Source organism: Sphingobium sp. OAS761 (assembly GCF_024168485.1).
Lineage (GTDB): Bacteria > Pseudomonadota > Alphaproteobacteria > Sphingomonadales > Sphingomonadaceae > Sphingobium.
Map to the genome: position 1 here is coordinate 162931 of NZ_JALJVY010000004.1, position 24164 is coordinate 187094.

Below are 24164 nucleotides of genomic sequence, written 5' to 3' on the forward strand. Positions count from 1 at the left end.
CGGCCCGTCAGAACACCGCCTTGACGCCGACATACCAGCGGCGCGGACTGCCCGGGCCGTACGCGCGCGGGTCGGATGCGTCGGGTGCCTCCGCCAGTGCGACCTCGCCCACGTCGCTGAACGTGCCGAAGGTCGCATAATGCCGGTCGAAGGCGTTGCGCAACTCGCCGAACAGGCTCACGCCCCTGATGATCCGGACGCTGGCGCGCAGATTGACCACTGAATAGCCCGGCAATTTGGCATTGTCGTTGCCTTCATCGCCGACCAGATATTGGCCCGATCGCGCGAGAATGTCGCCGCCGACTGACCAGTCGCCTGCGGCATAGTTCAGGCTCAGCGTCGCGCTGTGCCGGGGAATACCCGGCAGGCGATCGCCGCGCGCCACCGCGATCGTGCCTTCATCCCCGGCGTCGGGATTGGCCGGACTGGACAGCGTCAGCGGCGCGCGATAGGTCGCGTCGGTGAAGGCATAGCTCAGGCTCGCCGTGAAGCCGCCGCGAACCGCCTTGACGCTCGCCTCCACACCCTGCCGCCGTGTGCTGCCGATATTGCGGAAATAGGCCCGGCCGCGAACGGCGGACGCGACATATTGGATGTCGTCGCGATCGCGCGTGCGCCATGCGGACAACAGCCATTGCACGCGCGCCCCCCCGGCCTCGGCCTGGCCGCTCGCCCCCAGTTCCCAGCTTTTCGCGACAACCTGCTTCAGCGCCGGGTCGGCAATGAAGAAATTGGTGAGGCTGCACGGCGCATCCTCGTCCGCGCAGCTGAGTTCCGCCGGAGTGGGCGCGCGATTGCTCTGCGCATAGCCAGCGCGCAGCGACAGGCCCTCGCTCGCGACATAGTCCAGCTCGATGCCGGGATTGAGCCGGTTATAGCCATGCCGCCCGTTCAGCGCCGCGCCGATCTGGTCCCGCAACACTATCCGCGCATGATTGTAGCGCAGGCCGATCTCTGCCGACAGGCCGGGCGCGATGGGCAGCCGGTCCTGCACGAAGACCCCCAGATAATCGGCACGGGCAACGAGGCCGACCGGCGTTATCGCGCCGTCGGATTGGACGATGAAGGATCCGAGGCCGTCCACGCTGCGATCGTCTGTCAGCGCGCCCAGCTCGACCGATGTGCCGAAGCGCGTCCGGCTATTGTCATAGCTCATGCCCAGCGCGAGATGATTGTCGCCCGCCGGCAGCGGTCGCTCATCGATGATCTGGAACAGCGCACCCATCGCGTCAGTGCGGGTGCGCCCCCGATTCAGGACACCGTAATGGCCGCCATCCAGCATATCGGCAATGGCGCTGTTACCGGCATCGGTCAGGATCGATTGCGCCGCATCGTCGCCAACGGCGGTCAGGCAAAGCACGCCCGATCCGTCATTACATGCCTCGATATCGGCCGCATCGCCATTGATCGTCCGCAGCGTCAATCGCTGCGCATAGAGCGTCCCCTCGATCCGCGTAGGGTCGGTCAGCCGGACCCAGGGATGCAGGCTTACGCGCGCATATTTCGCCTTGCTATTGTCCGGCCAGGTGAAGACGGCGCTGCGGTTCGCCCTCATCAGCTCCACCGGCGCCACGCCATTGCCGGTGAGGTCCGTGTCCGCGCCGATCAGCTTCAGATGCAGGCCGCCGCTCGCCGCGTCGAAGCCGACATCCAGATAGCCATTATAAAGGGTCGAGGGCGAATGCGCCCGCCAACCGCCGTCATGGCTGTACTGGAACGCGCCATAGGCGTTCCAGTCACCCTTGGCGAAACCGCCGGCGATGCTGGCCTCATGATAATCGAAGCGCCCCCCGGTATAGCTCGCCTCCAGCCCCGGATCGGACCGCCCGGTCTTGGTGCTGACGACCATCGCGCCGCCCAGCGCGTTGAGTCCGTAGACAGGACTGGCGTCCAGCAGCTTGACGTCCGCGACCGCCGCCTCCGGCAGCAGGTCGAAGGCGACGGTGTCGCCGAACGGCTGGTTGAAGCGCGCCCCGTCCAGATAGACGGCGATCCCCTGCGCCTGCCCCTGCAAGGGCGAGGCGGTGAAGCCGCGATAGACCAGATTGGGCTGCCACGGATTGCCCTGCGCATCCTGTAGTGAGACGCCCGCGAAGCTGCGGGTCAGCGCTGACAGCAGATCGGGCGTGCCGCCACGCGCGATATCCGCGCTCGACAGGCTCAGCGCGTCGTCGATATCGATCGCTCCGCCCGGCGCCGTGACGACGATCGCGCGGCGCGCATCATCATCTTCGTCCGCTTGCCGTGCCTCCCCCTGCGCGGCCCACAACATCGCCGTGCCCGCCAGCAGCGCACCCATGCCCTTCACGACCCTCTCCCCCGATGCTTCGGGAACAGGGCTATGGGGACGAACCGCCGCGCTCCATTGGACCTTCGGTCAGCGCGAGACGCTGACCCCGATCCAGAATGTGCGTGGCGTGCCCAGGTCCATCGATCCTCCGGCGCTGCGCGTGACGATCGTTTCATCGAACAGATTTTCGCCGCGCGCCGTCAGCGTCACGCCATGGCCGACCGGCAACCGCGCCACCGCGTCCAGTGTCAGCGCGTGCGGCAAAATATCGGTCTGCAGGTCATCCTCATATTGTTTGGACACATAACGCAATGTGGTGGACAGCGAGGGGCCGGCCGCCGGCGCCCATGCGACCGTCGCGCTCGCCGCATGGCGCGGCGTCTGCGCCGGCCGCAGCCCGTCAAACGCCATGCCGGGGGCATCCACTTCGCTATGGCTATAGGCGTAGGACGCCGAGAGCAGGAAATCCCCTGCGCGCGCACTGGCGGTCAGTTCCAGTCCCTTGGCGACGATGCGGTTCACATTCCGCCGCTCGCGCGTATTGGCGGCGACCGTGACGTTGGCGATGGCATCGTCCAGCCGGTTGTAGAAGGCGGTCGCGCCAATGGTGACACCGGACAGGGGCGTCAGGTCGATCCCTGCTTCCACGCCCTTCAGCCGCTCGGGCGTCAGATTCGGATTGGCTCTGGTCATGATGGGAAAGACCACGAACGGCCGATATAACTCGTTCAGCGTCGGCAGGCGGAAGCCGGAATACGCCGCGCCGCGCAGCGCGACCGCTTCATTCACATGCAGGATCGCGCCCGCCCGGCCGGAAAACTGCCAGTCCGACCGATCGGCATAGACGCTGTTCGTCATGGCGCCGGTGGTGGCGTTGACCTGCCGGTAAAAACCGTCGCTGATCGACCAGCGATCCGCCCGCGCCCCCCCGGTCAGCACCAGCGACCCCAGCGTCCAATCATCTTCGGCGAAAAGGCCGGTCGTCACCTGCTGGCCCCCGGCATGACGGCGGAAGGTCACCGGATTAGCCGGGATATTGGCGTTATAGGCATCCTCATACATGTCGCCGCTGGCAAAGCGCGTATCCGCGCCGATCCGCAGCACATGGCTCTCCCCCACCGGCGGTCGCAGCTCGATCTTGCCGCCGATGCCGGTGGACGGCGTGTTTCTCTGGTCTAGCGACTTGCGGAAGGCCGAGGCGGAGATCACGGTGTTGGAGAAGTTGCGCGCCTGAATATAGGCGAGCGCATCCACCTGCCACCGGCCGCGCGACACGAAGCGAACGCTGGCGTCCTGCCCTTCGCTCATCGAATCCCCGCCCCGGAAGCGCAGCGTTCGTTCATCGTGAAAGATCGTGCCGCGAAACTGGATTTCCGCGGTGGCGGTGACCGGCGCGACCACGCGCAAATTGGTCGACCAGCCGTCATAGGCGGCTGGCACGGTGGCGGCGACGCGCTGGTCGCTGGGCGTGGTCTGGAACCCGTCGCCCCGATCCCACCGGCCTGACAGCGATACATAGCCGCCGGCCAGATCGGGCGTCACGCTGGCTGACAGTTCGGTCGCGTCCCTGCTGCCATGGTAGGCACTCGCCGAAAAGCCCGGCAACTGATCGCGTGTCGCGCTGGCCAGTTCGATCGTCCCCGCCACCGCGCCTGCGCCGAACGCCCCCGCGCCCCCGCCGCGCGTCACCCGCACAACGGACAGACGGTCGGGGACCAGCGCGGAAAAGGGGATATAGCCGAAAAAGGGATCGGCCACCGGCACGCCGTCGAGCAGCACCAGCGTCCGGCTCGACGCATTGCCGCCCAGCGCCCGCAGGGTCGCACCTTGATTGGAGGGGTTGGACGAGCGGCTGTCCGACCGGCGGAACTGCTGGAAGCCCGCGACATCGCCCAGCACATTCTCGATCCGTCCCGATGCGCTGTCGAGCAGCCTTTGCCGGTCGATCATCACCGATCCATAGGCCGGCGTCCCCGGCGGCAGCGCCAGCCCCGTCCCGGTGACGATAATCGCCGCGCCTTCGCCGGCCTCATCGGGCGCCTGATCGGGTGTTTCCGCAACGGCGGCCGCCGGCGCGACCAACAGAACGAACGGCAGCAGAATCTTCATGATGCGTCCCTTATCCTCTCCCCCCTTCTCTCTCTTTGCCAAGACGGAAAGGGCCGCATCCCGATTAGAATGCAGCCCTGCCCCGTGACATTGGTCCTTCGGTCGGATCAGAAGAACAGGATCGCCCCCGCCGCCAGCGCGTCGCTGCCGGCGTCGTTGCCGTTATGCGCCCGGGACGTGGTATGGACATATTCGCCCAGCAACGTGACCCAGCTGGTCAGGCCATAGCGCAGCTGCCCGACCCAGCTGGCATTCCTGTCGACCAGTGTCGGATTGGCGAGCGCATCGGCGGCGTTGGCGTAATCCAGCCGGCTCTCGCCATAGCTCGCACCCACCGAAATCTTGCCGAATGTGGCCAAGCCCTGGACATAGAAGCCGTGGCTGTCGCGCTTGTTACCCAGCCCATCGGTATCGAACAGGTTGAGCGCGGTCGTGCCCAGGCCTGACGCGTCATAATAATAGCCGACAAGGCTGACCGGCCCGAATCCGACCTTCGCACCCGCATCCCAGCCCCAGCCTGTATAGTCGGGTCCGGCATCGACATTATGCTTCTGGGTGATGCCCGACGCCCAGATGCGCGTCGATACGTCGCCGAACTTGCCGTCGTAGACGAGCTTCGCCTGGAAGCCGGGCTGCTTGTTGGACTCGCTCGGCCCCGTCAGCGACGACAAGGGCTCGAAAATCCCTACGCTCGCGGTGAAGCCGCTGAAAGACGGCGTTGTATAGGTGATCTGGGGCTGGAAGTCGGTGTAGATGTAGCCGATGCCGATCCGGCCCAGCGTCGTGTTGGACGGCGCCACATTGCCCGCCGGCGTGCCCGACGACAGCAGGGTGATGTCGTTCAATATTCCTTCCGAGCCGAACAAGCCGATGTCGCGGCCGATCTTGACCTCGCCGAACCCGGCCCGGCCGAAGGTCAGATAGGTCTGGCGAAAGTCGATGCCGCTGGTCTGCAGCGCGCGCGGATTGCCGCCGCTGTTCGCCCCGCCACCGACATAGCTGACCGAGTTGATGCCCGGATACATGCCGAAATGCGCGCCGACATCCCACCCTGCCTGGCGGGTCGTGACTTCGACCTTCAGGAAGCCGGGCAGAAGGCCGTTGCGGATCGCCGAGCTGTTGCCGCCCACGGTCGCCACGCCGCCGGTGACCGCATTGTTTGCGCTGGGCGCCTCGCCATTGTCATGCACGTAGAATCCGTTGACGGAACCGGAGAATTTCAGCGTCACGTCGCCCACTTCCAGCCCCACGCCGCTGTCGGCCACGCGCACCGCCGGCTTGCCGCCGCCTGAAGCGCCGTCGGCCACGGCGGGCGCGGCCGCCTTCTCCTCGCTGTCTCCCTTCAACAGCTGCGCATATTCCTCGTCGGAGAGGATGCCCTTTTCATGCAGCCGTTTCAGCAGGTCGGCGGTCGTCCCCGCCACCGCCGGCGTCGCGCTCGCAAACAGGGCCAGCGCGCATGCGGCGCTCCCCAGGAGCCCCTTTCGTCCCATAACATCCTCCCGTTGTTGCTGCCGGTCGTGCCGGCGCGGACGAGACACTGCTGTGCCGTGAAGAGGTGCGAAATTGGACTAAGGTTCTCGTTCCAACGGCGTAATACCCTCTGCGCCGTTCAGGGCGCGGCCACGATTCCCCAGGGCGCGCTTCCCACCGGCACCGTGTCGATCACTCTGGCGCCGGCCAGATCGATCACGGAAACATCGTTCGACAGGCCATTGGCGCTATAGGCTCTGGTGCCATCGGCGTTGATCGCGACATGCCAGACCCGCTTGCCCGTCGCGACATAAGCCCGCACCTTGCGCGTCTCGACGTCGATCAGCGCGACATGATCGGCCCGCCCCAGAGCGACCACCGCCGTCTTGCCGTCGGGCGTGAAGCGGATGCCGCATGGCAGGATGCGATAGGCGGCGACGCCGGGGATATCGAAATGCAGGGTGTCGACGACCTTGCGGGTCGCGACTTCGATGATCTCCACCGTCCCGCCCGTCTCCGCCGCGACCCATAAATTCTTGCCGTCGGCCGTGAACTCGACATGACGCGGCCGCAGATCGACGGGTGTGGCATCAGTCATCGCCTTGGTCGAAAGGTCGATCCAGTTGACGACATTCTCGTCCTCGGATGTGACGACGACCCATCGGCCGTCGGGGCTCTGCGCGACGCCCTCCGGCTCCTTGCCGACATCGACCTGGAAGGCGACGCTCCTGCTGGCGAGGTCGATCGCGGTCAGCGCGGCATTATCCTCATTGGCGACGAAAAGTGTCTTGCCGTCGCGCGACAGGAAGAATTGTTCGGGATCTTCGCCCGAGGGCAGATCCGCGACGATCTTGCCCGTGGCCCGCTCGATCACCTGCACCGCATGATCGGCACTGGCGCAAAGGTAGATATATCGGCCGTCCTTCGACAAGGTGATGCCGCGCGGCCGCCCGCCGACGGGCCAGGTCGCGATCGGCCGCAACGTCGCGGCGTCGATGACGCTCACCGTATTGCCGCGCTCGTTGGAAACATAGAGCGTCTGCGCGCCCGCCGGAACCGGCAACAGCATCAGCCCCGCGAAAACCAGGTTCCTCATCGCGCTCGTCCTCTCCCACGCCTCTTCTCCCAGGGGCTTAGGCGTGCGGCTCGGGCCAAGGGATAGTACCAAAGGCCAATGGGCGCGCGCGATCCCGTCCCTACACTCGACCCCGACAGAAAAATCTACGGGTGAGGATTGGAAGGCTCATGAATTCGGGACGCATCTTGCTGCTGGGCGCCTTGGCGATCTTCGGCGGCGCCACCACAACCAGCCTCCTGGCGCACGGCAATGTCACGCCGCAGGCGGTCGATACTTCCGCCCTGCCCGACATCGGCACCGAATGGCTGCAGAAAAACCCCTATAGCGGCAACGCTACCGCGATCGCGATCGGCGAATCCGCTTATGGCCAGAATTGCGCCCGCTGCCACGGTCTGGATGCGGAGTCAGGGGGCATCGCGCCAGACCTCCGGTATCTGGAAACCGGCGAGTCGGGCGACCAGTGGTTCGCCGAACGCTTCCGGCACGGTTCCAGCCATGACGGGAAAGTATATATGCCTCCCTTCGGCGAAGTGCTGGGGCAAAAGGCCGGCTGGGCCATCCGCTCCTGGCTCGAAACCAGGCATCAGGAGTAAGTCTGGTGCTAAGCCGTCGCGAGCTTCTCCAGGGCGCCGCCGCCATGGCGACCGGATCCTTCCTGTCGCCGCCGGCCGATGCCGCGCCTCTTGCCAAGGTCAAGGACCTGGGAGTGCTTCGGGTCGCAGTCTATAAGGACAACCGGCCCTGGTCCTGGGAGAAAAAAGGTGAATTGATCGGGATCGACGTCGATCTCGCCCAATTGCTTGCGAAGAAGCTGGGCGTGCGCGCGGACATCGCGCAGATCACCGCTGACGAAGGCGTGGAGGACGATCTGCGCAACGCGGTGTGGAAAGGCGGCCTGCTGGGCTTCATGCCCGCCGATATCATGCTGCATGTGCCGTTCGACCGAGCCTTCATGGCGCGGGTGGACCGATGCGCCTTCGTCGCACCCTATTATCGCGAGAGCTTTCAGTTCGCGGGGAAGCGCGACGAAATCGATTGCGATGCGCCGCCGGTCCAATGGACGGGCCGGAAGCTCGCGGCCGAACTGGACTCCATCCCCGATTTCTACCTCATCGGTTTGTCCGGCGGAGCCTTGGCCAGGGATGTCACCCATTATCCGACCGGCGCGCAGGCGGTCACCGCCATGCTGGACGGCAAGGCCGCCGGCGTCCTCGCCAGCCGCGCCCAGATCGAGGCAGTGCTGCATGACCGGGCCGCCGCCGACATCGACCGCCGCAAGATGCCCCTGCCCGCCTTCGCCTCGTCTGGCTGGGACATCGGCATGGCGGTCAAGGAAAACAGCCGCACGCTCGGCGACGCGGTGGAAACGATCATGGCGGACGCCGCCACATCCGGCGAACTGGCCGCGCTGTTCGCAGCGCATGGCGTGACCTATGTGAAGGCGTCGGCGGGGTAGGCGAACGCGGCTATTTATACTCAGTCGTGTGGCCAGCCAATTCGGCTATCGACCAGCTTTTACCGTTTGAAGGGAGTTTAACGTCGCCGAAAAGCAGACTCGTTTTAGCTCCTCGTCAATATGCTCTCCAAAAGGACGACCAGCGCATTTCCCATATCTTTTGGAGATTCGACGTAGCTTGATTGGGGGTAAAAATCATGCGGTCGAAAACCAATCCCTAATGACGCGATGGATATTTTAGAGTCTGATATAATATGTCTAACCACGTCATACAGATGATCGGCCAGATACGTCGGCCCGTTTTCTAAGATCGTAGAGTCATCCACTGGCGCTCCGTCAGATAGGACGATCAATATCTTACGATTTGCTGGATGGTCGATGAGGCGACTGGCCGCCCACTGGATTGCTTCACCGTCAATATTTTCCTTCGTCAGATCATGACGCAGCATTTGCCTGTAAACCCACCCGCCTGTGCTAGCACGGTTGTCCGTGGCGCTACGATATATGATGTGCAACAGGTCATTCAAACGCCCAGGGTTGCGAGGCCGAAAGCGCCATTTCCAACGTTTGCGGGAGCGACCGCCCTTCCAGCGCGAAGTGGTAAATCCCAGCACTTCGCACGAAATACCAAGGGTAATCAGGAACTCTTGAATGATGTCTGCGGTTGCGGCCGAAAATAGCATTTTCTGGCCTCTCATCGATCCTGACTGATCGAATAAGAGCGTGACCACTGTGCCGGTAAGTTGATCTTTGCTCAACTGGCTTTTGATACGGACATCAGCGTCGGCGGCCATTAGATGAAGCTCTGTTCTCCAAGCAAGGAGACCCGTCTGAACTACGTCCCAAGCATCAGCCACGGCCTTGGCATTCGTGGTCGTTAATGGACCAAGAACCTGATCAAGATGATTGGCATCGATCTCAATATCGAACTTGGTCGTGTAAGGGTGATAGACGGGAACAGACATAGCAGTAGGTCTAACGTGGATCAGCCCGCGTCGCCAGTAGCCCGACTTCTGCTTTGCAGGAGGTGCGGCCCAAAATCGGTCATTCCGCTTCCCACCCAAAAATCCTCTGTCCCAATAGGATTTGATCTGCTTCACCCTGGGCGATGGGACAGCCCGACGCCTCGACCCCCATGCCCCCTCCCCGCCGCGCCCCCGTCGCGTTGGCGATGCGCCGCCGTGACCTAACCGTAGCGCTATTGTCGCGTCCGCGGCGCGCCGCTGCGGCAAACCTGTCTCATCCCTGTATCTTTTGCCCGGATTCGCCCGACGACGGTGTGAACTTCGCCCTGTGGCCTCGCCGTCGCCTGCGCGCGGTCCCGACAACTCGCCCCGCCACCGCCCCGACCCAAGGTCCAATTGCCGCCCCCGCCTGCGGGAATAGGGTTCGTATCCGCAGGGGGACGCTGTGCAGCGCCCCGAATATGGGAGGATGATAGATGAAGGGACGTTTCATGCGTTCGCTCTGCGGGGCTGCCGCGCTTTCGCTCGTCGCGGCGGGGGCGCCGCTGCTGGCGCAGAATGCTACCGGCCCGACCGACGCCGACCTGATGGCCGACGCCAGCTCGCCCGGCGACGTGCTGACCTATGGCATGGGTCCGCAGGCGCAGCGGTTCAGCCAATTGAAGCAGATCGACGCCTCCAACGTGTCGAAGCTGGTCCCGGCCTTCGCCGCCTCGCTCGGCGGCGAGAAGCAGCGCGGCCAGGAATCGCAGCCGATCGTCTATGACGGCACCATCTACGTCACCGGCAGCTATTCGCGCCTCTTCGCCTTCGACGCGCGCACCGGCGAGGAAAAGTGGGAATATGACGCCCGCCTGCCCGACGCGATCATGCCATGCTGCGACGTCGTCAATCGCGGCGCGGCGATCTACGGCGACAAGATCCTCTTCGCGACCCTGGACGCGCATATGGTGGCGCTCAACCGCCACACCGGCAAGGTCGTCTGGAACAAGCAGATCGCCGATTATCAGGCCGGCTATTCCGCTACCGCCGCACCCATGGTGGTGAAGGGTAAGGTGATCTACGGCAACTCCGGCGGCGAATTCGGCATTACCGGAGCGGTCGAGGCGCGCGACGTCAACACCGGGGAGCTGATATGGCGGCGCCCGACGATCGAGGGCAATATGGGCACCCTCAACGGCAAGGATAACGGCATCACCGGAAAGACCAATGCCAGTTGGCCGGGCGACCTTTGGAAGACCGGCGGCGGCGCGACCTGGCTCGGCGGCACCTATGATCCGGAAACCAACCTCCTCTTCTTCGGCACCGGCAACCCCGCGCCGTGGAACAGCCACCTGCGCCCCGGCGACAATCTCTACACCTCGTCCACGCTCGCCATCGACCCGGACACCGGCGTCATCAAATGGCATTACCAGACCACGCCGCATGACGGCTGGGACTTCGACGGCGTGAACGAATTCATCCCGTTCGACGCCACGATCAACGGGAAGCCGATGAAGCTGGGCGCGAAGGCGGACCGCAACGGCTATTTCTACGTGCTGGACCGCACCAACGGCAAGCTGGTCAGCGCGTCGAAATTCGTCATGCAGACGACATGGGCGAACGGCATCAACCTCAAGACCGGCCGCCCCAACTATATCGACGCCAACCGCCCGGGGGCGCCGACGACCGCCAAGGGCACGTCGGTCTTCGCCAGCCCCTCTTTCCTCGGCGGCAAGAACTGGATGCCGATGGCCTACAGCCAGGATACCGGCCTGTTCTACATCCCGTCGAACGACTGGGGCATGGACATCTGGAACGAGCCGATCGCCTACAAGAAGGGCGCGGCCTATCTGGGCGCGGGATTCACCATCAAGCCGATCGCCGACGACCATATCGGCGCGCTGCGCGCCATGGACCCGAAAACCGGCAAGATCCTGTGGGAATATAAGAACAAGGCACCGCTGTGGGGCGGGGTGCTGACGACCGCCGGCAACCTGGTCTTCACCGGCACGCCCGAAGGCTATCTCAAGGCTTTCGACGCCAGGACCGGGCAGGAACTGTGGAAGTTCCAGACCGGCTCCGGCGTGGTTGGCTCGCCCGTCACCTGGGAACAGGATGGCGAGCAATATGTGGCGGTGATGTCCGGCTGGGGCGGCGCGGTGCCGCTGTGGGGCGGCGAGGTGGCCAAGACTTTCAAGGACATAAACCAGGGCGGCGCGCTCTGGGTGTTCAAGCTGCCGAAATAAGGAACGAGAGCGATGATCGTCATGGGACGGGGCAATTATGGGCAGACCAATCCGGCCATTCCGCGGGGTGCGATGATGCAGCTTGCCTCGTCCCATGGCTTGCACGATCATGCTGCACGGGGGCGAGGAATGAATCACGATATCGGCGCGGACGCGATCATGGAGCGGGTGCTCATCATCGACGACCATCCGCTGGTCCGCGACGGGTTGCGCAGCGTCATCGCGATCAGCTTCGACAGTTGCGAAATCTTCGAGGCCGCGAGCCTGGAGGAAGCGATCGGGCTGCTGGAGAAGCAGGATAATTTCGACCTCATCCTGCTCGATCTCAACATTCCCGACGTTCGTCGGCTGGACGGCCTGAAACTGCTGCGCGCCCGCTTCCCGATCCTGCCGGTCGTCATGGTCTCGGGCGCGTTCGACCGCCCGATCGTGCAGGAGGCGCTGGCCGCCGGGGCGGCCGGCTTCATTCCAAAATCCTTGAAACGCAGCGGGATCGTCGATGCACTGCATCGCATCGTCGCGGGTGAAATCTACCTGCCCGAAACAATGGGCGACGCCGCCACGCCCTCGGTCGAGGAGGAGGATATCGTCCGTCGCATCGACAGCCTGACGCCGCAGCAGCGCACCGTCCTGGCCCATCTGGTACGCGGCCGCCTCAACAAGCAGATCGCCCACGATCTGGGTGTCTCGATGACCACCATCAAGGCGCATGTCTCCGCAATCCTGCAGAAACTCGGCGTCTTCAGCCGCACGCAGGCGGTGATCAAGGCCAACCGCGTGAGGTTCACGGCGGACGACGAATAAGCCGCTGTCCTATCGCACCATCGTGCGCAACAAGGCCCGAAGCTGGGCGGGCTTCACCGGCTTGTTGAGTACCGGAATCCCACGCTCGTCGAGCAGCATCTTGAGCGGCTCGCCCCGGTCGGCGGAAATGATGATCGCGGGTACCGCGTCCCCAAAATGATCGTTCAGCCGGCGGATCGCCACATCGCCGGTCTCGCCATCGTTCAGATGATAATCGACCAGCATCACGTCCGGCGCCGTGCCGTCCGGAAACCGCGGCGCCGCATCGTCGAACCCGGTCGCCGTCGACACAGCGCACCCCCAGCCTTCCAGCAAGGTCCGCATCCCGCTCTGGATCGACTTCTCATTGTCCACGATCAGCACCTTCAGGCCGCGCATGCCCCGGTCCCGGCCCGGGCCGTCGGTCTGCGCCGCCTCGTCCATCACCACCGCCCCGCGCGGCAGGTCGATGGAGAAGGTCGATCCCTGACCGGGCGTGGACTCCACCGTCACCGCATGCCCCAGCATGACGCTCGCCCGGCGGACGATGGCGAGGCCAAGGCCCTTGCCGCCCTGCCGGTTGTCGAACCGGCGAAACTCCTCGAAGATCAGCGGCTGCTTGTCGGCGGCGATGCCGGGGCCGGTATCGGATACGCTGACCCGGACCCCCGTCGCGCTTTCCAGACAGCGCAACGTCACCGATCCGCGCTGGGTATAGCGCAACGCGTTGGACAGGAAATTCTGCAAGATCCGTCGCAGCAGGCGAATGTCGGAGCGGACCCAGACCGGTTCCGCTTCGAAGCTGAGCGTCAGCCCCGAGGATCGGGCCATCGGCGCAAACTCCACCCGCAAGGCTTCAAGCATCCGATCCAGCCGGAAATCGCTGATTTCAGGCTGGATTGCGCCGGCGTCAAGCCGGCTGATTTCCAGCAATGCTTCCAGCAGATCCTCAACCGAATCCAGCGCCGTCGATGTCTGGCTGACCAGCGCCCGCGTCGGCAGCGCCAGCCGCCGGTCGCCCAACGCCGCGACGAACAGCCGCGCCGCGTTGAGCGGCTGCAGCAGATCATGGCTGGCGGCGGCAAGGAAACTGGTCTTGGACAGGTTGGCTTTCTCCGCGGCGGTCTTCGCATCCATCAATTGCGCCTCGATCTCGCGCCGCTCCGCCACCTCGGCGGCCAACTGGTGGTTGACCGCGACCAGTTCGCCCGTGCGCTCGGCGACCCGCCGCTCCAGCGATTCGGCCGTCTCCCGCAGCGCGCTCTGAGCCCGCAGCATGTCAGTGACGTCGGTGAAGCCGATCACCTGCCCACCCTGCTCCATGGCATTGCTGCGCACCTCGAAGCTGCGCGCGCCGCACCGAACCAGCCGATGTACCCGCTCGCCACACAGACTTTCGCCCCGCCAGTCAAGGCAACCGTCATCCTCCATACCCAGCGTCTCCCGGCACCAGCCGATCAACGCCTGATGGGTGGCGAGACCCATGCTCCAGTCTTCCGGCAGGGTCAGCAGGCGCTGCAATGCTTCGTTCCAGGCCGCCAGCCGCCCCTGCGCGTCGAACAGGCAAACGCCTTCCGACAGATTGTCGAGCGTCGATTGCAGGACGATGTTGCGCTCGGCCAGTTCCCGCGCCCGCTCCCGCGCGTCCTCCGCCTTCGCCTCGGTGATGTCGGTATAGATGCCGACGATGCCGCCTTCGCTGGTGCGCAATTCGTTGATCTGAACCCATCGCCCGTCGGCCAGCGCCTGCACATGACCGCCGTCCGCGACGCTATGCCGGGCGAGCCGATCGGACACCCAGCGGTCCCGCCCCACCAGCGTGCCGCGCGGCTGATTATGGCTGGCGGCCAGCTTGGCGATCTGGTCGAAGGACATGCCTTCCCGCACCTGATCGGCGATCTCGGGCCAGAAGCCCAGATAGGCTTCGTTGAACAGCACGAGCCGGTCCTCGGCGTCGAACAACACGAAACCCTCATTGATGGAATCGATCGCGTCTCGCAGGCGCATCCGGTTGGCGTCGGCGGCGGCGTGGGCTTCGGCGAGGTCGGCATTGGCCTTGGCCAGCCGCCGCAGCGCGTCCTCCAGTTCCATCGTCCGCTCGCGCACCATGGCTTCGAGCGATATAGCAGTCTCGAACATCGAAAAGGCGTTGCCGGCCATGTCGCTGGACCGCTCCACCCTGTCCATCAGCGCGGCGTTGATCTTCCTCAGCTTGCGCACCTCGTTGCGCAGGTCCTCGGCGTCCGGGTTTCCAAAGCCAGGGGCGAGGTCGTTCATCGCCCGATCGCAAGGCCGCTGAAGGTCTGGTTCACGTGCAGCGCATGATATTGCTCGCCATAGGTGTTGAAGCCGATGACGCGGTTACGCGCATACAGCTCCGACACCTGCCGGCCGATCTGCCGCTGCTCGGCATCGATGCGATTAAGCACGCAGTCGAACGCCAGGATGCGATCGATCTGGCCGACCTTGTCACGCAGATCCCCGAACAGCGCCTCCATGCCGGCGATGCGATCGATCGGCTCGCCGACCGCGAGCACGATCCCCTTGTCAATCGCGCAGTAGAAGGTCAGGCTGCCGTCATCATTGGCGCTCTGGATCGATCGTACATGATAGTCGCCGCCGGCTCGCACCATCGGCGGATGTGCGGCAAAGAATTCGACGCCCAGCGCCTCACCGGCATGGCCGGCAAGCCTCAGATATTCACGCGCCGCTGGCTCCGCGTCGATCTCCGTCACGACCCGTGCCTGCGGATCGGCGCCGGTCACCACCATCCGTTCGACGCTCGGCCGATAATGCTGCGCCTTGAAAACATGCATAGGGCGCGGCGTGGAGAGGATCGCGACCACCGCGCCCTGACCATGGAAACGCCCGCCCTCGAAGATGGCCGTTTCGCGAAAGGCCAGGCCATCGCCGGACGAGCCGCCGATCAGCGGTATGTCGCCCAGCGCATCCTGGATAGTCATCGTCAGCAATTCTTCCCGATGGGACATGCCATCGACCAGGAACAGCGCGACATGATTGACCATGTCGCCCAGACGCCGACTGTCGCGATCGGCCACGGCGGCGAGATGCCGTACCGTCTGTCGCGCGGCGACTGGATCGAAATGGTCGATATCTTCGAAGCAGTGCGACGTCAGATGGAAGCCGGACGCGGGAAAGCCTATTACGCTGATGCTGTCTTGGTCATAACCTCGCTCGGTCAGTTCGCCAGAACTGGTGCAGCCGATCGTCACGATCCCATCGCTATGCCGATTGATTGCCCGCGCCAGCCCTGCCCGGTCGAAGCGGTGCGAGCAGAAGATCAGCATGCCCGCCAGCGGTTCGTTGCCGACACGCGCGGCGATCTCGGCCATGGCTCGCTCCGGTTCCGTCGCGTGGCTCGATGCGAAGCCGATTTCCGATGCCAGAACAGCCATCCCCCGATCCCATTCTATTGTGTTTGCTTCAGCTTATGCGCCTTTTTCCGCGCCTTTGTCATCCCGGGAAATGACTCGCCTTCGCAGCCGTCCCATGGCGACAAACATCAGCGCGGGCAGCACCGGCGCCGCGACGCCCAGCGCCAGCGTCGCGGGGAAGCGATGATCGACCTTCTCCACGGCCTTGAGCATGTATGAAAGCAGGCCCAGGGCATAATAGCCGATCGCGACCGCCGACAATCCCTCGACCAGATGCTGCAACCGCAGCTGCATACGGGCGCTGCGATCCATGGAAACCAGCAACCGCGCATTCTGATTTTCGATATGCGTTTCGATCCGGGTGCGAAGCAGCGCGGTGAACTGCGCCATCCGCTCCCCGACCAGGCGCAGCCGCGCGGAAAAAGCGGAGCAGGTCCGCATCGCCGGATGGAAGCGGCGACCGATGAAATCGGGCAGCGACGGAAAGCCGGCGATGGGGTGAGCGTCCAGTTCCATCAGTCGGTCAGCGACGATCTGTGCATAGGCGGCAGTCGCACTCAAGCGGAAATCGCAGTCCCCGGCCAGCGCCAGCCTGGTCGCGGTCAGTGCCGACAGGTCCGCCAGCATATCATCGTCGCGTTGCTCGCCGCCATGCAGACGCCTCGCCGTATCCTCCAGCCGCCGCTCGATCACATCGATCGCCGCCCACCCCGCCTGCGCTACCGGCAGCCCCAGCAACGCCATGTTGCGGTAATTGCCCAGTTCCTGCAGCCGTTGCACGCATCGGGCAAGGTCGCCCGGCTCCAGCCCGTTTGCGGCGATAACCAGCCGGCCATAGCCGTCGTCGTGAATGCGAAAGTCGCTCCACATCCGGGCTCCGCCCGCAACATGGCAGGAGACGAGATGCGACGCGCGGAATTCGGCCTGTTCGACCAGCGGCGCGGCGGCGGCCTCGTCCGCCACGAGCATGACGTGGGTCGCACGGATGACGCGGCCCGGCAGCGTCTCCACCCAAGCGATGGCGCGGCCGCGCTCCTGATCGTCCGGATGCGTCCAGAGCAGCGGCAAGGCCGCTTCCCCCTTCAGCGTGAGCGTCGCGGTGCTGGCTTCGCTGTGGCGCTCCCAGGACATGCGGACATCGTCGGACCAGCGGCTTTCCCGATGTCGCGCGTCATCGACCAGCCATTCCGCCGGCGAATCCGCCAGCGCCCGCGCTTCGGCCCGCCGCTCCTCATCGTCCAGCAGCCGCGCGAACTGGATCGCCTGCGCCGGCAGGGCCAGGCGCGGGAAGCGGCGTAGATGCATCTCGCCGACAACATGGCGCCGCTCGGGATGTTCGGCAAAGCGCATCACCTCCCGCGTGGCGGCTGGCCCGCCGCCGCCAGACGCTTGTCCTCTTCGTCGGTGAAGATTCGCGACCGCACGATGAAACGTACGCCTTCGGGACTTTCCAGCGACATGCCCGCGCCCCGACCCCGCACGACGTCGATGGTGATCTGGGTGTGTCGCCAATAATCGAACTGCGCCGCGCCGATCCACACCGGCACGTCGCCCGCAACATGCCCCAGCAGCACGTCCTGCGCCCCGACCCTGAACTCACCGCGCGGAAAGCACATCGGCGCGGAACCATCGCAGCAGCCGCCCGACTGATGGAACATCAGCGGCCCGTGGACGGCCGTCAGACCCGCAATAAGAGCGTCGGCCACGGAAGTGGTCAGGATGCGCGGGGGAATGTCAATCATGCCCAACCTCCGTTCACCTCTCCCTCGCGGACGAAGGTTTAACGGGAAAGGCGGATGCCCAAGGGCACCCGCCGGCGGCAAAGGCGTCAGGAAAAACGCGCCTACGCCACGATTGCATCAGAAGAAGCCCAGCGCCTTGGGACTGTAGCTCACCAGCAGATTCTTGGTCTGCTGATAATGGTCCAGCATCATCTTATGGGTTTCGCGGCCGATACCGGACTGCTTGTAACCGCCGAATGCCGCATGGGCAGGATAGGCATGATAGCAGTTGGTCCACACGCGCCCCGCCTGGATGCCGCGGCCCATGCGATAGGCGCGCGCGCCGTCTCGCGTCCAAACGCCCGCGCCCAGGCCATAGAGCGTGTCATTGGCAATGGCGAGCGCTTCGGCTTCGTCCTTGAAGGTCGTGACGGCCAGGACAGGGCCGAAAATCTCCTCCTGAAAGATGCGCATCTTGTTGTGACCCTTCAGCACGGTGGGCGTCACATAATAGCCCTCGGACAGTTCACCGTCATGCACCGCGCGGTCGCCGCCGGTCAGCACCTCGGCGCCCTCATCCCTGCCGATAGCGATATAGGAAAGAATCTTCTCCAGTTGATCGTTCGATGCCTGCGCGCCGATCATGGTCGACGGGTCCAGCGGGCTGCCCTGCTTGATCGCCTTCACCCTGGCGATGGCGCGCTCGATGAACCTTTCGTAGATGCTTTCCTGGATCAGCGCGCGGCTCGGGCAGGTGCAGACCTCGCCCTGGTTCAGCGCGAACATGGCGAAGCCCTCGAGGCATTTGTCGAAATAATCGTCGTCGGCGTCCATCACATCCTCGAAAAAGATGTTCGGCGACTTGCCGCCAAGCTCCAGCGTGACAGGAATTAGATTTTCCGACGCATATTGCATGATCAGGCGACCGGTGGTGGTTTCGCCGGTGAAGGCGATCTTGCTGATCCGCTTATTGCTGGCGAGCGGCTTGCCCGCTTCGACGCCAAATCCGTTGACGACGTTCAGCACGCCGGCGGGCAGCAGGTCGCCGATGATCTCCATCAGGACCAGCACTGACATCGGCGTCTGCTCGGCAGGCTTCAGCACCACGCAATTTCCGGCGGCGAGCGCGGGGGCCAGCTTCCACACGGCCATCAGGATAGGGAAGTTCCACGGAATGATCTGGCCGACGACGCCGAGTGGTTCGTGAAAATGATAGGCGATCGTGTCATGGTCGATCTCGCTGATCGATCCTTCCTGCGCGCGCAGGCAGCCGGCGAAATAGCGGAAATGATCGATGGCGAGCGGGATATCAGCATGCGTCGTCTCGCGGATCGGCTTGCCGTTGTCGACGGTCTCGGCCAGCGCGATCAGATCCAGATTGGCCTCCATCCGGTCGGCCATCTTGAGGAGGATATTGGCGCGTTCGGTCGAGCTGGCCTTGCCCCAGGCGTCCTTCGCCGCGTGCGCGGCATCCAGCGCCAGCTCGATATCCTCGGCCGTGCCGCGCGCGATCTGGCACACGACTTGGCCCGTCACTGGCGAAATATTGTCGAAATAGGCGCCCTTGGCCGGAGCGACCCACCCGCCGCCGATATAATTGTCGTAGCGCTCGCGGATCAGCGTTTTGCCCGCGTACTTTTCCATTGCCTGTTCCAGCATGTCCATCTCCCGAGAAAGTTTGAGTTGGACGAATGGTGGCACAGACGGGATATCGGGCAATTAGACCTTAGGTCGCCGAGGCGCCGTCAAAGCAACGGGCGGCGCGCAAGCGCCCATCACCGGGCTCGCACGCTTGCCGCGATGGGCCACGAAGTTCGCCTGATCCCGCATTAACTTGCCCGGCTACAAACACATGTTGCCGGGCATGGCGATTGTCGGCTTTATGGACGGACGCATGGGCGGGAGGATATTATGGCGTCGCCGCAGGAGAGGATGCTCAGCGACCTCTACGACGAGTTGCGCGCCGCCGCAGCGCGGATGTTGCGGCGTGATGCCCCGATCCTGTCGCTGCAGCCAACCGAACTTGTCAACGAGGCTGCGCTGCGGATCGTCCGACTTGAGGCAATGAGCTATAACGACCGCCAGCACTTCTTCGCCACTGGTGCGCGGATCATGCGCCAGGCGATGCTTGATGCCGTCCGCAGCCGAAGGCGTGCCAAGCGGCAAGCGCCGGATATCTGGATCGAAGTGGCTGAAGCGCCTGACCGGATCGACATAGTCCTGCTCGACCGTGCGCTTGAGCGTCTCGAGGGTATTTCATCAGAACTCGCAAAGATCGTCGAACTGCGCTTCTTCGTAGGTTTGACGGTCAGCGAGATCGCGCAGGTGCTCGACTGTTCAGAACCCACCGTGAAACGCAAATGGAAGACCGCAAGGCTTTGGCTCGCTGAGGAACTCGGCGGCGCCTATCGGCAATAGCGATCGCGCACGGCCTCTAGTTTGGGATATTCGAGCCTGTTGTCGCGGGCGGCGAGGTCGCCGTTCTTCGCCAGCGCGTCCAGCAACGCGAGCCCGCGTAGGGCAGCCGCGCAGGCTTGGGCCTTGCGACCGACCCCGGCCTGCATCTCTCCGTGGGCCGCGAGCACTACTGCAAGGTCACGCATGCGGGTCACATCGCCCGTCTGTGCGGCAAGGCGCGCTTCGCGCATGGCGATCTGTTCGCTGGAAACGGCGACCGCCTCATGCTTGCGTCCCATCGCTTGAAGCAACATCGATTTCTCGTCCAGCAACATCAGCATGCCGAAATCCAGCGCCGCATCCCCGCCGGTTGCCCGAACCGAGTTGAGCCGGTCGATTGCGTGCTGGGTCAGCGCCATTGCCTCGCCCTCTTTCGCCAGGTCATCCGCCAATGTGCTCGCGACATCGTAGCTGGCCTGTGCCAATCGTCCTTCCCAGCGCACCGAAGGGCCCTGCGCCAGTTGTGCCCGAACCAGCGCCTCGCCTTCGCGATAGGTCGCCAGCGCGCCCGGCAGGTCCCCCGCGTAATAGCTTGCATCGCCAACCTGGCGAAGCAACGTGAACTCCAGAATTTTCGCCTCGGTCAGCCAGCGTGCCGGGAAAACGTGCTTGCGCAGGCCCGACAGGGTCTCCCGCGACAGCGCGATCGACCGGGCATGCTGGTCGGCCGTTTCCAGATCGAAGGCGCGATTGCGCATCGCCACGAACTGGCCGAGCAAGGCTTCGGCATCGCCGGGCCGCAACGCAAGCGCTTGGGCAAAGGCGTGGGCAGCCCTGTCATTGTCAGCGCCGCCCGCAGTGTCAGAATAGAGCGACCAGCGCGCAAGCCAGATCCAGCCCTGTTCCGTCAGTATCGCGGGATCGTTGGGATGGGCCTTTGCCAGCGGCGCCAGCAAGGCCTCGGCCTTGCGCAGCGACACGATCGCGTCCCGAGGCCGACCAAGATTGGCGGTGCTGCTCAGTCCCTGGATCGTCGCCAGGCGGCGATAGCTGCGGGCAAGGTCGAGTTGCAAGTCCGGCGGAGAACCGGGGACCGTGCGCAGGCGATCGAGATAAGTCCGTGCGGTATCCGCCATGCGGGCGCGAACCTCCACGGTGCCGGGCGCGTCGGCCAACCGGTCGTAGGCATCGAACAGCAGAAATCGCGCGAGCGACCTGACCTCGACAAAGCGGGCATCGGCCTGTGCGCGAGCGCGTTCGGCTCGCCAGTATTGCACCGTCGTCACAACGCTGGTTCCCAAGAGCAACACCGCAGCGGCAGAGCCTATGACCAGAGCACGACGATTGCGGTACGCGAAACGGCTCGCGAGATAGCGCCAGCCCGCATCGCCTTGTGCGCGCACCGGACGATAGTCGCGATGCCGCCGGATGTCTTCGAGCAGTTCGGGAACGTCGGAGTAGCGATCCTCGGGCCGTTCGGCGAGGGCGCGTCCGGCTATCGCTGCCAGGTCGCCCTGCAATATGCCTTGCGGCAGGCGGGTGCCTTCGACCAGTCCCGTCCCGTCGCGCGGCACCGGCTTGTCCAATATCGCCAGCAGCAGCATGCCCAGGCTGAACACGTCGCTTGCCACCGTTGGCATGGTTCCCACCGCACGTTCCGGTGCTGCGTAGCCCTTGGTCAGCGGATAGGGATCACCTGCTTCGTCAGTATCGAGCGCGGCGATCAGACGGGCTATGCCGAAATCGAGCAGGTGGACTCGCCCTTCACCATCGAACAGGACATTCGAAGGCTTGATGTCCGCATGGACCACGAGCTGGCGGTGGGCGAATGCAACAGCCTCGCACACCGCCTCGAATGCGGAGAGCCGATCTTCCAAGCTTGCACTTTTGGCGTGCAGCGCTTGGTCGATGGGAGCGCCTTCGATGAAGTCCATTGCCAGCCAGGGGCGGTTGTCGGCATCGCCGCCATCGACGATCCGCACGATGCCGGGGTGGCGTAGTCGGGCGAGGATACGCCGCTCTTCGGCAAAGCGCGCCTTGGCGCGCGGGCTGGCGATATCGCCGCGGATCAGTTTGATCGCGACGACCTGCTGGAACAAACCGTCGTCTCGTTCGGCACGGACCACAGCCCCCATGCCGCCTCGCGCGATCTCGCCGGTCACCCGAAATGGGCCGATGCGTTGGGGGATATCATCGATAACCGAGAGCGGCCGCGCGAAGCTGTCGGTCGGCAGCAGCCGAAAATCGGTATCATCGCGGGCGAGCAGGGTCTCGACGCGCGCCTGAAGCGCGGCATCTCCGCCGCAGCGCTCACATACCAAGGCGGCACGCGCGGCCTGGTCCTCCAGCGCCAGCGCGGCTTCGACGATCTTCAGGACATCGGCTTCGCTCGCCATCGCTCAAGCCTAGCGGTCAAAAGGTGAAGCGCAAGCTGGCCTGGCCGCCATAGGTCAGCGCCTGCCGCCCGAACCGCGCGTCGCCCGAAAGCGCCGCCGTCACGCCGGGTGCGAATCGGTAGCCGATCACTGCGCCCATCTCTGCCTCGGTGCGGTTGGCGGAGGGTCCCTCGATGCCAAAGCGCCCGGGCGCACTGGCACCGTCACTGGCCATGACGAGGCCGGTGCGGTCACCGGTGACATAGGTCCCGGTCACATGCGCGCCCACCAGCCAGTGCTCGCCTCCATGATCGGCGGCGAGCCCGGCGTGAAGCCGCCACTGTTCGCGGCTGGCCCTAGCGACCGCAAGTGGGGCCAGGCCGCCGCTCTCGGTCGCCGCCGGGCTGTGCCAGCCGAGCCAGTCGGCACCAAGGCTGGGCGTGAGGGTGAAGGCGCCAACCGGAAGGGCATAGCCCGCCTGCACGCCCGCGCCGTAAGTGCTGGCGCGGTAGCGCGCGGTGGATGTGCCGCCGCCCAGTGTCGAGCTGGCGACCGACCGCACCGTCTGCCGCCCGCCGAAGCCTGCCGCGCCAATCCGCCATGGCCCGCCGCTCCACGCCGCGAAGCCGCCCGCCCGCCAGCTTGGCGCGCTGTCGGCGCGTTCGGGGAGGACGGGATCGTCCAGGTGCCAGCGCCAGCGCCCGCCCTCGCCCGCCAGCCCCAGCGTCAGCGCGTCGCTGGCGCGCCAGGCAAGGCCGCCCGTCACGCCGGAGAACGTGCCCGAAGACGATGCGACCCCGCCGCGTGCGTCGAAGTTCGAGCGGCTGGCGATGCCGGCAAGATACATCGAAAGCCGCGAATCCGCGCGCCCCAGTGGCCGCGCCGCCGCCATGTCGCCGCCCGGCAGCAGGCGCGCAAGGAACCGACCGGACTGCTGGAAGCCCATCGCCTGCGCTGCGGGATGGACCCGGCCATAGGCGGCGAAGGGAATGTCGATGGTGATCGTGCCAGTGGAAGTGACCGTGCGGTTCACCGTGTGGGTGACGTAGACGTCTTCAAGAAAGAACGTGCTGAAGTTGGTCTCGTCGTCGCCGACTGCGTAGGTAAGCCCGCCTTCGCAAGTCGTCAGGAATTCGTCGCAGCGGCCACGCTTGCCCACGATAATGTTCGCCGGACCGAAGGTAATGATGGTGACGACGTAGGTGTCGCGCGCCGTGATCGCCGACACGCGGAATTCGGTGATGTCCTCGACGATACCGGCGCGTGTCACAACCGCTGACAGGCGGCGACCGGGGAGCGAGAGCGCGCCAATCTGATCAAGCGCTGCGGCCTGCGCCGAGACGGAATCCGGTGCCGACGCGCTGGAACGTATGACCCCGCCCGCGCGCACATTCGCAGTGATGCCGCCGCCGATATTGCTTGTGATTGTCCGTGTCGTTTCGAACAACCGATATGCCGCCGATCCGCCGAATACGTCCGTAGTGGAATTTTCCTGACCGGGCGTACTGCCGGCATCGCCCGTCTCGAATCCGTAACGCGAAGTCGCCGAACCCAAGAACACGATGCCGCCAGGGGCAGAAATTTGTGTGCGCGGGAAGAAGTCCGGATCGACATCGCGCAAGTCGGTGAAGACGATGTTGAGGCCGCGCTCCGAACTGACGACGGTGGCCCGCAGCGTCTCGGTGCCGTTGCCGATATTCATCGTATAGGGCCGTCCGTCCGGGCCATAGATCACCGGCCCCACCGATCCGACCACCAGCGGCGGCGGATCGGTGTCGGCGGCTTCCTGCGCGGCGGCGGGGAGCGAGCAGGTCAGGGCGGCAAGGGCGGTTGCGGACGCCAATGCGGCGCGGGACAGGCGGATCATGGGACATCTCCCTTCATGTCTGGAAAA

At 64.8% G+C, this 24164-nt stretch carries 17 protein-coding genes; 5 read left to right on the top strand and 12 right to left on the bottom strand.

Annotated elements, in window-relative coordinates:
• Positions 1 to 7: 7 nt before the first annotated feature.
• The 4 genes from J3E64_RS07015 to J3E64_RS07030 form a co-directional block, all read right to left on the bottom strand.
• Positions 8 to 2299 carry a TonB-dependent receptor gene (locus J3E64_RS07015; protein ID WP_253341716.1) on the bottom strand — a complete coding sequence of 764 codons (2292 nt, stop codon included), beginning with the start codon at positions 2297 to 2299 and terminating at the stop codon, positions 8 to 10.
• Between the two features lie 78 nt (positions 2300 to 2377).
• Entirely contained in the window at positions 2378 to 4399 is a 2022-nt protein-coding gene (locus J3E64_RS07020; protein WP_253341387.1) for a TonB-dependent siderophore receptor, read from the bottom strand.
• A 107-nt stretch (positions 4400 to 4506) separates the two neighbouring features.
• A complete protein-coding gene (locus J3E64_RS07025) occupies positions 4507 to 5892 on the bottom strand; it encodes a porin (protein WP_253341388.1) in 1386 nt (461 codons plus the stop codon).
• Positions 5893 to 6011: 119 nt separating this feature from the next.
• Positions 6012 to 6968 carry a PQQ-dependent catabolism-associated beta-propeller protein gene (locus tag J3E64_RS07030; RefSeq protein ID WP_253341389.1) on the bottom strand — a complete coding sequence of 319 codons (957 nt, stop codon included), beginning with the start codon at positions 6966 to 6968 and terminating at the stop codon, positions 6012 to 6014.
• A 149-nt stretch (positions 6969 to 7117) separates the two neighbouring features.
• Here J3E64_RS07030 and pedF point away from each other — a divergent pair, with 149 nt between their 5' ends.
• Positions 7118 to 7543: a cytochrome c-550 PedF gene (gene pedF / locus J3E64_RS07035; protein WP_253341395.1), complete on the top strand. Its 426-nt coding sequence runs from the start codon at positions 7118 to 7120 to the stop codon at positions 7541 to 7543.
• Between the two features lie 44 nt (positions 7544 to 7587).
• Positions 7588 to 8406, top strand: coding sequence for an ABC transporter substrate-binding protein (locus tag J3E64_RS07040; protein WP_253341719.1), 819 nt, complete (start codon positions 7588 to 7590; stop codon positions 8404 to 8406).
• A 104-nt stretch (positions 8407 to 8510) separates the two neighbouring features.
• Here J3E64_RS07040 and J3E64_RS07045 read toward each other — a convergent pair whose 3' ends face one another.
• The gene (locus tag J3E64_RS07045; protein ID WP_253341397.1) at positions 8511 to 9371 is read right to left on the bottom strand and encodes a hypothetical protein; all 861 of its coding nucleotides are present in this window, start codon (positions 9369 to 9371) and stop codon (positions 8511 to 8513) included.
• 476 nt (positions 9372 to 9847) lie between these two features.
• Here J3E64_RS07045 and J3E64_RS07050 point away from each other — a divergent pair, with 476 nt between their 5' ends.
• Together J3E64_RS07050 and J3E64_RS07055 are read left to right on the top strand one after the other, a co-directional pair.
• Complete coding sequence (locus J3E64_RS07050) at positions 9848 to 11599, top strand: methanol/ethanol family PQQ-dependent dehydrogenase (RefSeq protein ID WP_253341399.1); 1752 nt, start codon at positions 9848 to 9850, stop codon at positions 11597 to 11599.
• Between the two features lie 12 nt (positions 11600 to 11611).
• Positions 11612 to 12403 carry a response regulator transcription factor gene (locus tag J3E64_RS07055; protein ID WP_253341401.1) on the top strand — a complete coding sequence of 264 codons (792 nt, stop codon included), beginning with the start codon at positions 11612 to 11614 and terminating at the stop codon, positions 12401 to 12403.
• Between the two features lie 9 nt (positions 12404 to 12412).
• On the opposite strand, the gene J3E64_RS07060 is transcribed toward J3E64_RS07055, so the two are convergent.
• The 5 genes from J3E64_RS07060 to adh form a co-directional block, all read right to left on the bottom strand.
• Entirely contained in the window at positions 12413 to 14659 is a 2247-nt protein-coding gene (locus tag J3E64_RS07060; RefSeq protein WP_253341403.1) for a NahK/ErcS family hybrid sensor histidine kinase/response regulator, read from the bottom strand.
• The gene (locus tag J3E64_RS07065) at positions 14656 to 15798 is read right to left on the bottom strand and encodes an FIST N-terminal domain-containing protein (RefSeq protein ID WP_253341405.1); all 1143 of its coding nucleotides are present in this window, start codon (positions 15796 to 15798) and stop codon (positions 14656 to 14658) included. Before J3E64_RS07065 ends, J3E64_RS07060 begins: the two co-directional genes overlap by 4 nt.
• 33 nt (positions 15799 to 15831) lie before the next feature.
• Positions 15832 to 17127 carry a DUF3422 domain-containing protein gene (locus J3E64_RS07070; protein WP_253341407.1) on the bottom strand — a complete coding sequence of 432 codons (1296 nt, stop codon included), beginning with the start codon at positions 17125 to 17127 and terminating at the stop codon, positions 15832 to 15834.
• A complete protein-coding gene (locus tag J3E64_RS07075) occupies positions 17127 to 17519 on the bottom strand; it encodes a DUF779 domain-containing protein (RefSeq protein ID WP_253341409.1) in 393 nt (130 codons plus the stop codon). Before J3E64_RS07075 ends, J3E64_RS07070 begins: the two co-directional genes overlap by 1 nt.
• A gap of 117 nt (positions 17520 to 17636) precedes the next feature.
• Positions 17637 to 19157, bottom strand: a complete 1521-nt coding sequence (gene adh, locus J3E64_RS07080; protein ID WP_253341411.1) for an aldehyde dehydrogenase — start codon at positions 19155 to 19157, stop codon at positions 17637 to 17639.
• A gap of 273 nt (positions 19158 to 19430) precedes the next feature.
• On the opposite strand from adh, the gene J3E64_RS07085 reads away from it, so the two are divergent.
• Complete coding sequence (locus tag J3E64_RS07085; protein ID WP_253341413.1) at positions 19431 to 19916, top strand: ECF-type sigma factor; 486 nt, start codon at positions 19431 to 19433, stop codon at positions 19914 to 19916.
• Here J3E64_RS07085 and J3E64_RS07090 read toward each other — a convergent pair.
• Together J3E64_RS07090 and J3E64_RS07095 are read right to left on the bottom strand one after the other, a co-directional pair.
• Positions 19904 to 22291 (bottom strand): serine/threonine-protein kinase, encoded by a 2388-nt coding sequence (locus tag J3E64_RS07090; RefSeq protein ID WP_253341415.1) that lies wholly within the window; start codon positions 22289 to 22291, stop codon positions 19904 to 19906. The two genes, J3E64_RS07085 and J3E64_RS07090, sit on opposite strands and share 13 nt — an antisense overlap.
• A gap of 16 nt (positions 22292 to 22307) precedes the next feature.
• Positions 22308 to 24137 carry an autotransporter outer membrane beta-barrel domain-containing protein gene (locus J3E64_RS07095; protein WP_253341417.1) on the bottom strand — a complete coding sequence of 610 codons (1830 nt, stop codon included), beginning with the start codon at positions 24135 to 24137 and terminating at the stop codon, positions 22308 to 22310.
• Between the last annotated feature and the right edge of the window lie 27 nt (positions 24138 to 24164).

Coding starts and splice junctions, on each gene's coding strand:
- J3E64_RS07015 (WP_253341716.1), bottom strand. CDS start 2,299: ATGGGTGCGCTGCTGGCGGGCACGGCGATGTTGTGGGCCGCGCAGGGG.
- J3E64_RS07020 (WP_253341387.1), bottom strand. CDS start 4,399: ATGAAGATTCTGCTGCCGTTCGTTCTGTTGGTCGCGCCGGCGGCCGCC.
- J3E64_RS07025 (WP_253341388.1), bottom strand. CDS start 5,892: ATGGGACGAAAGGGGCTCCTGGGGAGCGCCGCATGCGCGCTGGCCCTG.
- J3E64_RS07030 (WP_253341389.1), bottom strand. CDS start 6,968: ATGAGGAACCTGGTTTTCGCGGGGCTGATGCTGTTGCCGGTTCCGGCG.
- pedF (WP_253341395.1), top strand. CDS start 7,118: ATGAATTCGGGACGCATCTTGCTGCTGGGCGCCTTGGCGATCTTCGGC.
- J3E64_RS07040 (WP_253341719.1), top strand. CDS start 7,588: ATGGCGACCGGATCCTTCCTGTCGCCGCCGGCCGATGCCGCGCCTCTT.
- J3E64_RS07045 (WP_253341397.1), bottom strand. CDS start 9,371: ATGTCTGTTCCCGTCTATCACCCTTACACGACCAAGTTCGATATTGAG.
- J3E64_RS07050 (WP_253341399.1), top strand. CDS start 9,848: ATGAAGGGACGTTTCATGCGTTCGCTCTGCGGGGCTGCCGCGCTTTCG.
- J3E64_RS07055 (WP_253341401.1), top strand. CDS start 11,612: ATGATCGTCATGGGACGGGGCAATTATGGGCAGACCAATCCGGCCATT.
- J3E64_RS07060 (WP_253341403.1), bottom strand. CDS start 14,659: ATGAACGACCTCGCCCCTGGCTTTGGAAACCCGGACGCCGAGGACCTG.
- J3E64_RS07065 (WP_253341405.1), bottom strand. CDS start 15,798: ATGGCTGTTCTGGCATCGGAAATCGGCTTCGCATCGAGCCACGCGACG.
- J3E64_RS07070 (WP_253341407.1), bottom strand. CDS start 17,127: ATGCGCTTTGCCGAACATCCCGAGCGGCGCCATGTTGTCGGCGAGATG.
- J3E64_RS07075 (WP_253341409.1), bottom strand. CDS start 17,519: ATGATTGACATTCCCCCGCGCATCCTGACCACTTCCGTGGCCGACGCT.
- adh (WP_253341411.1), bottom strand. CDS start 19,157: ATGCTGGAACAGGCAATGGAAAAGTACGCGGGCAAAACGCTGATCCGC.
- J3E64_RS07085 (WP_253341413.1), top strand. CDS start 19,431: ATGCTCAGCGACCTCTACGACGAGTTGCGCGCCGCCGCAGCGCGGATG.
- J3E64_RS07090 (WP_253341415.1), bottom strand. CDS start 22,291: ATGGCGAGCGAAGCCGATGTCCTGAAGATCGTCGAAGCCGCGCTGGCG.
- J3E64_RS07095 (WP_253341417.1), bottom strand. CDS start 24,137: ATGATCCGCCTGTCCCGCGCCGCATTGGCGTCCGCAACCGCCCTTGCC.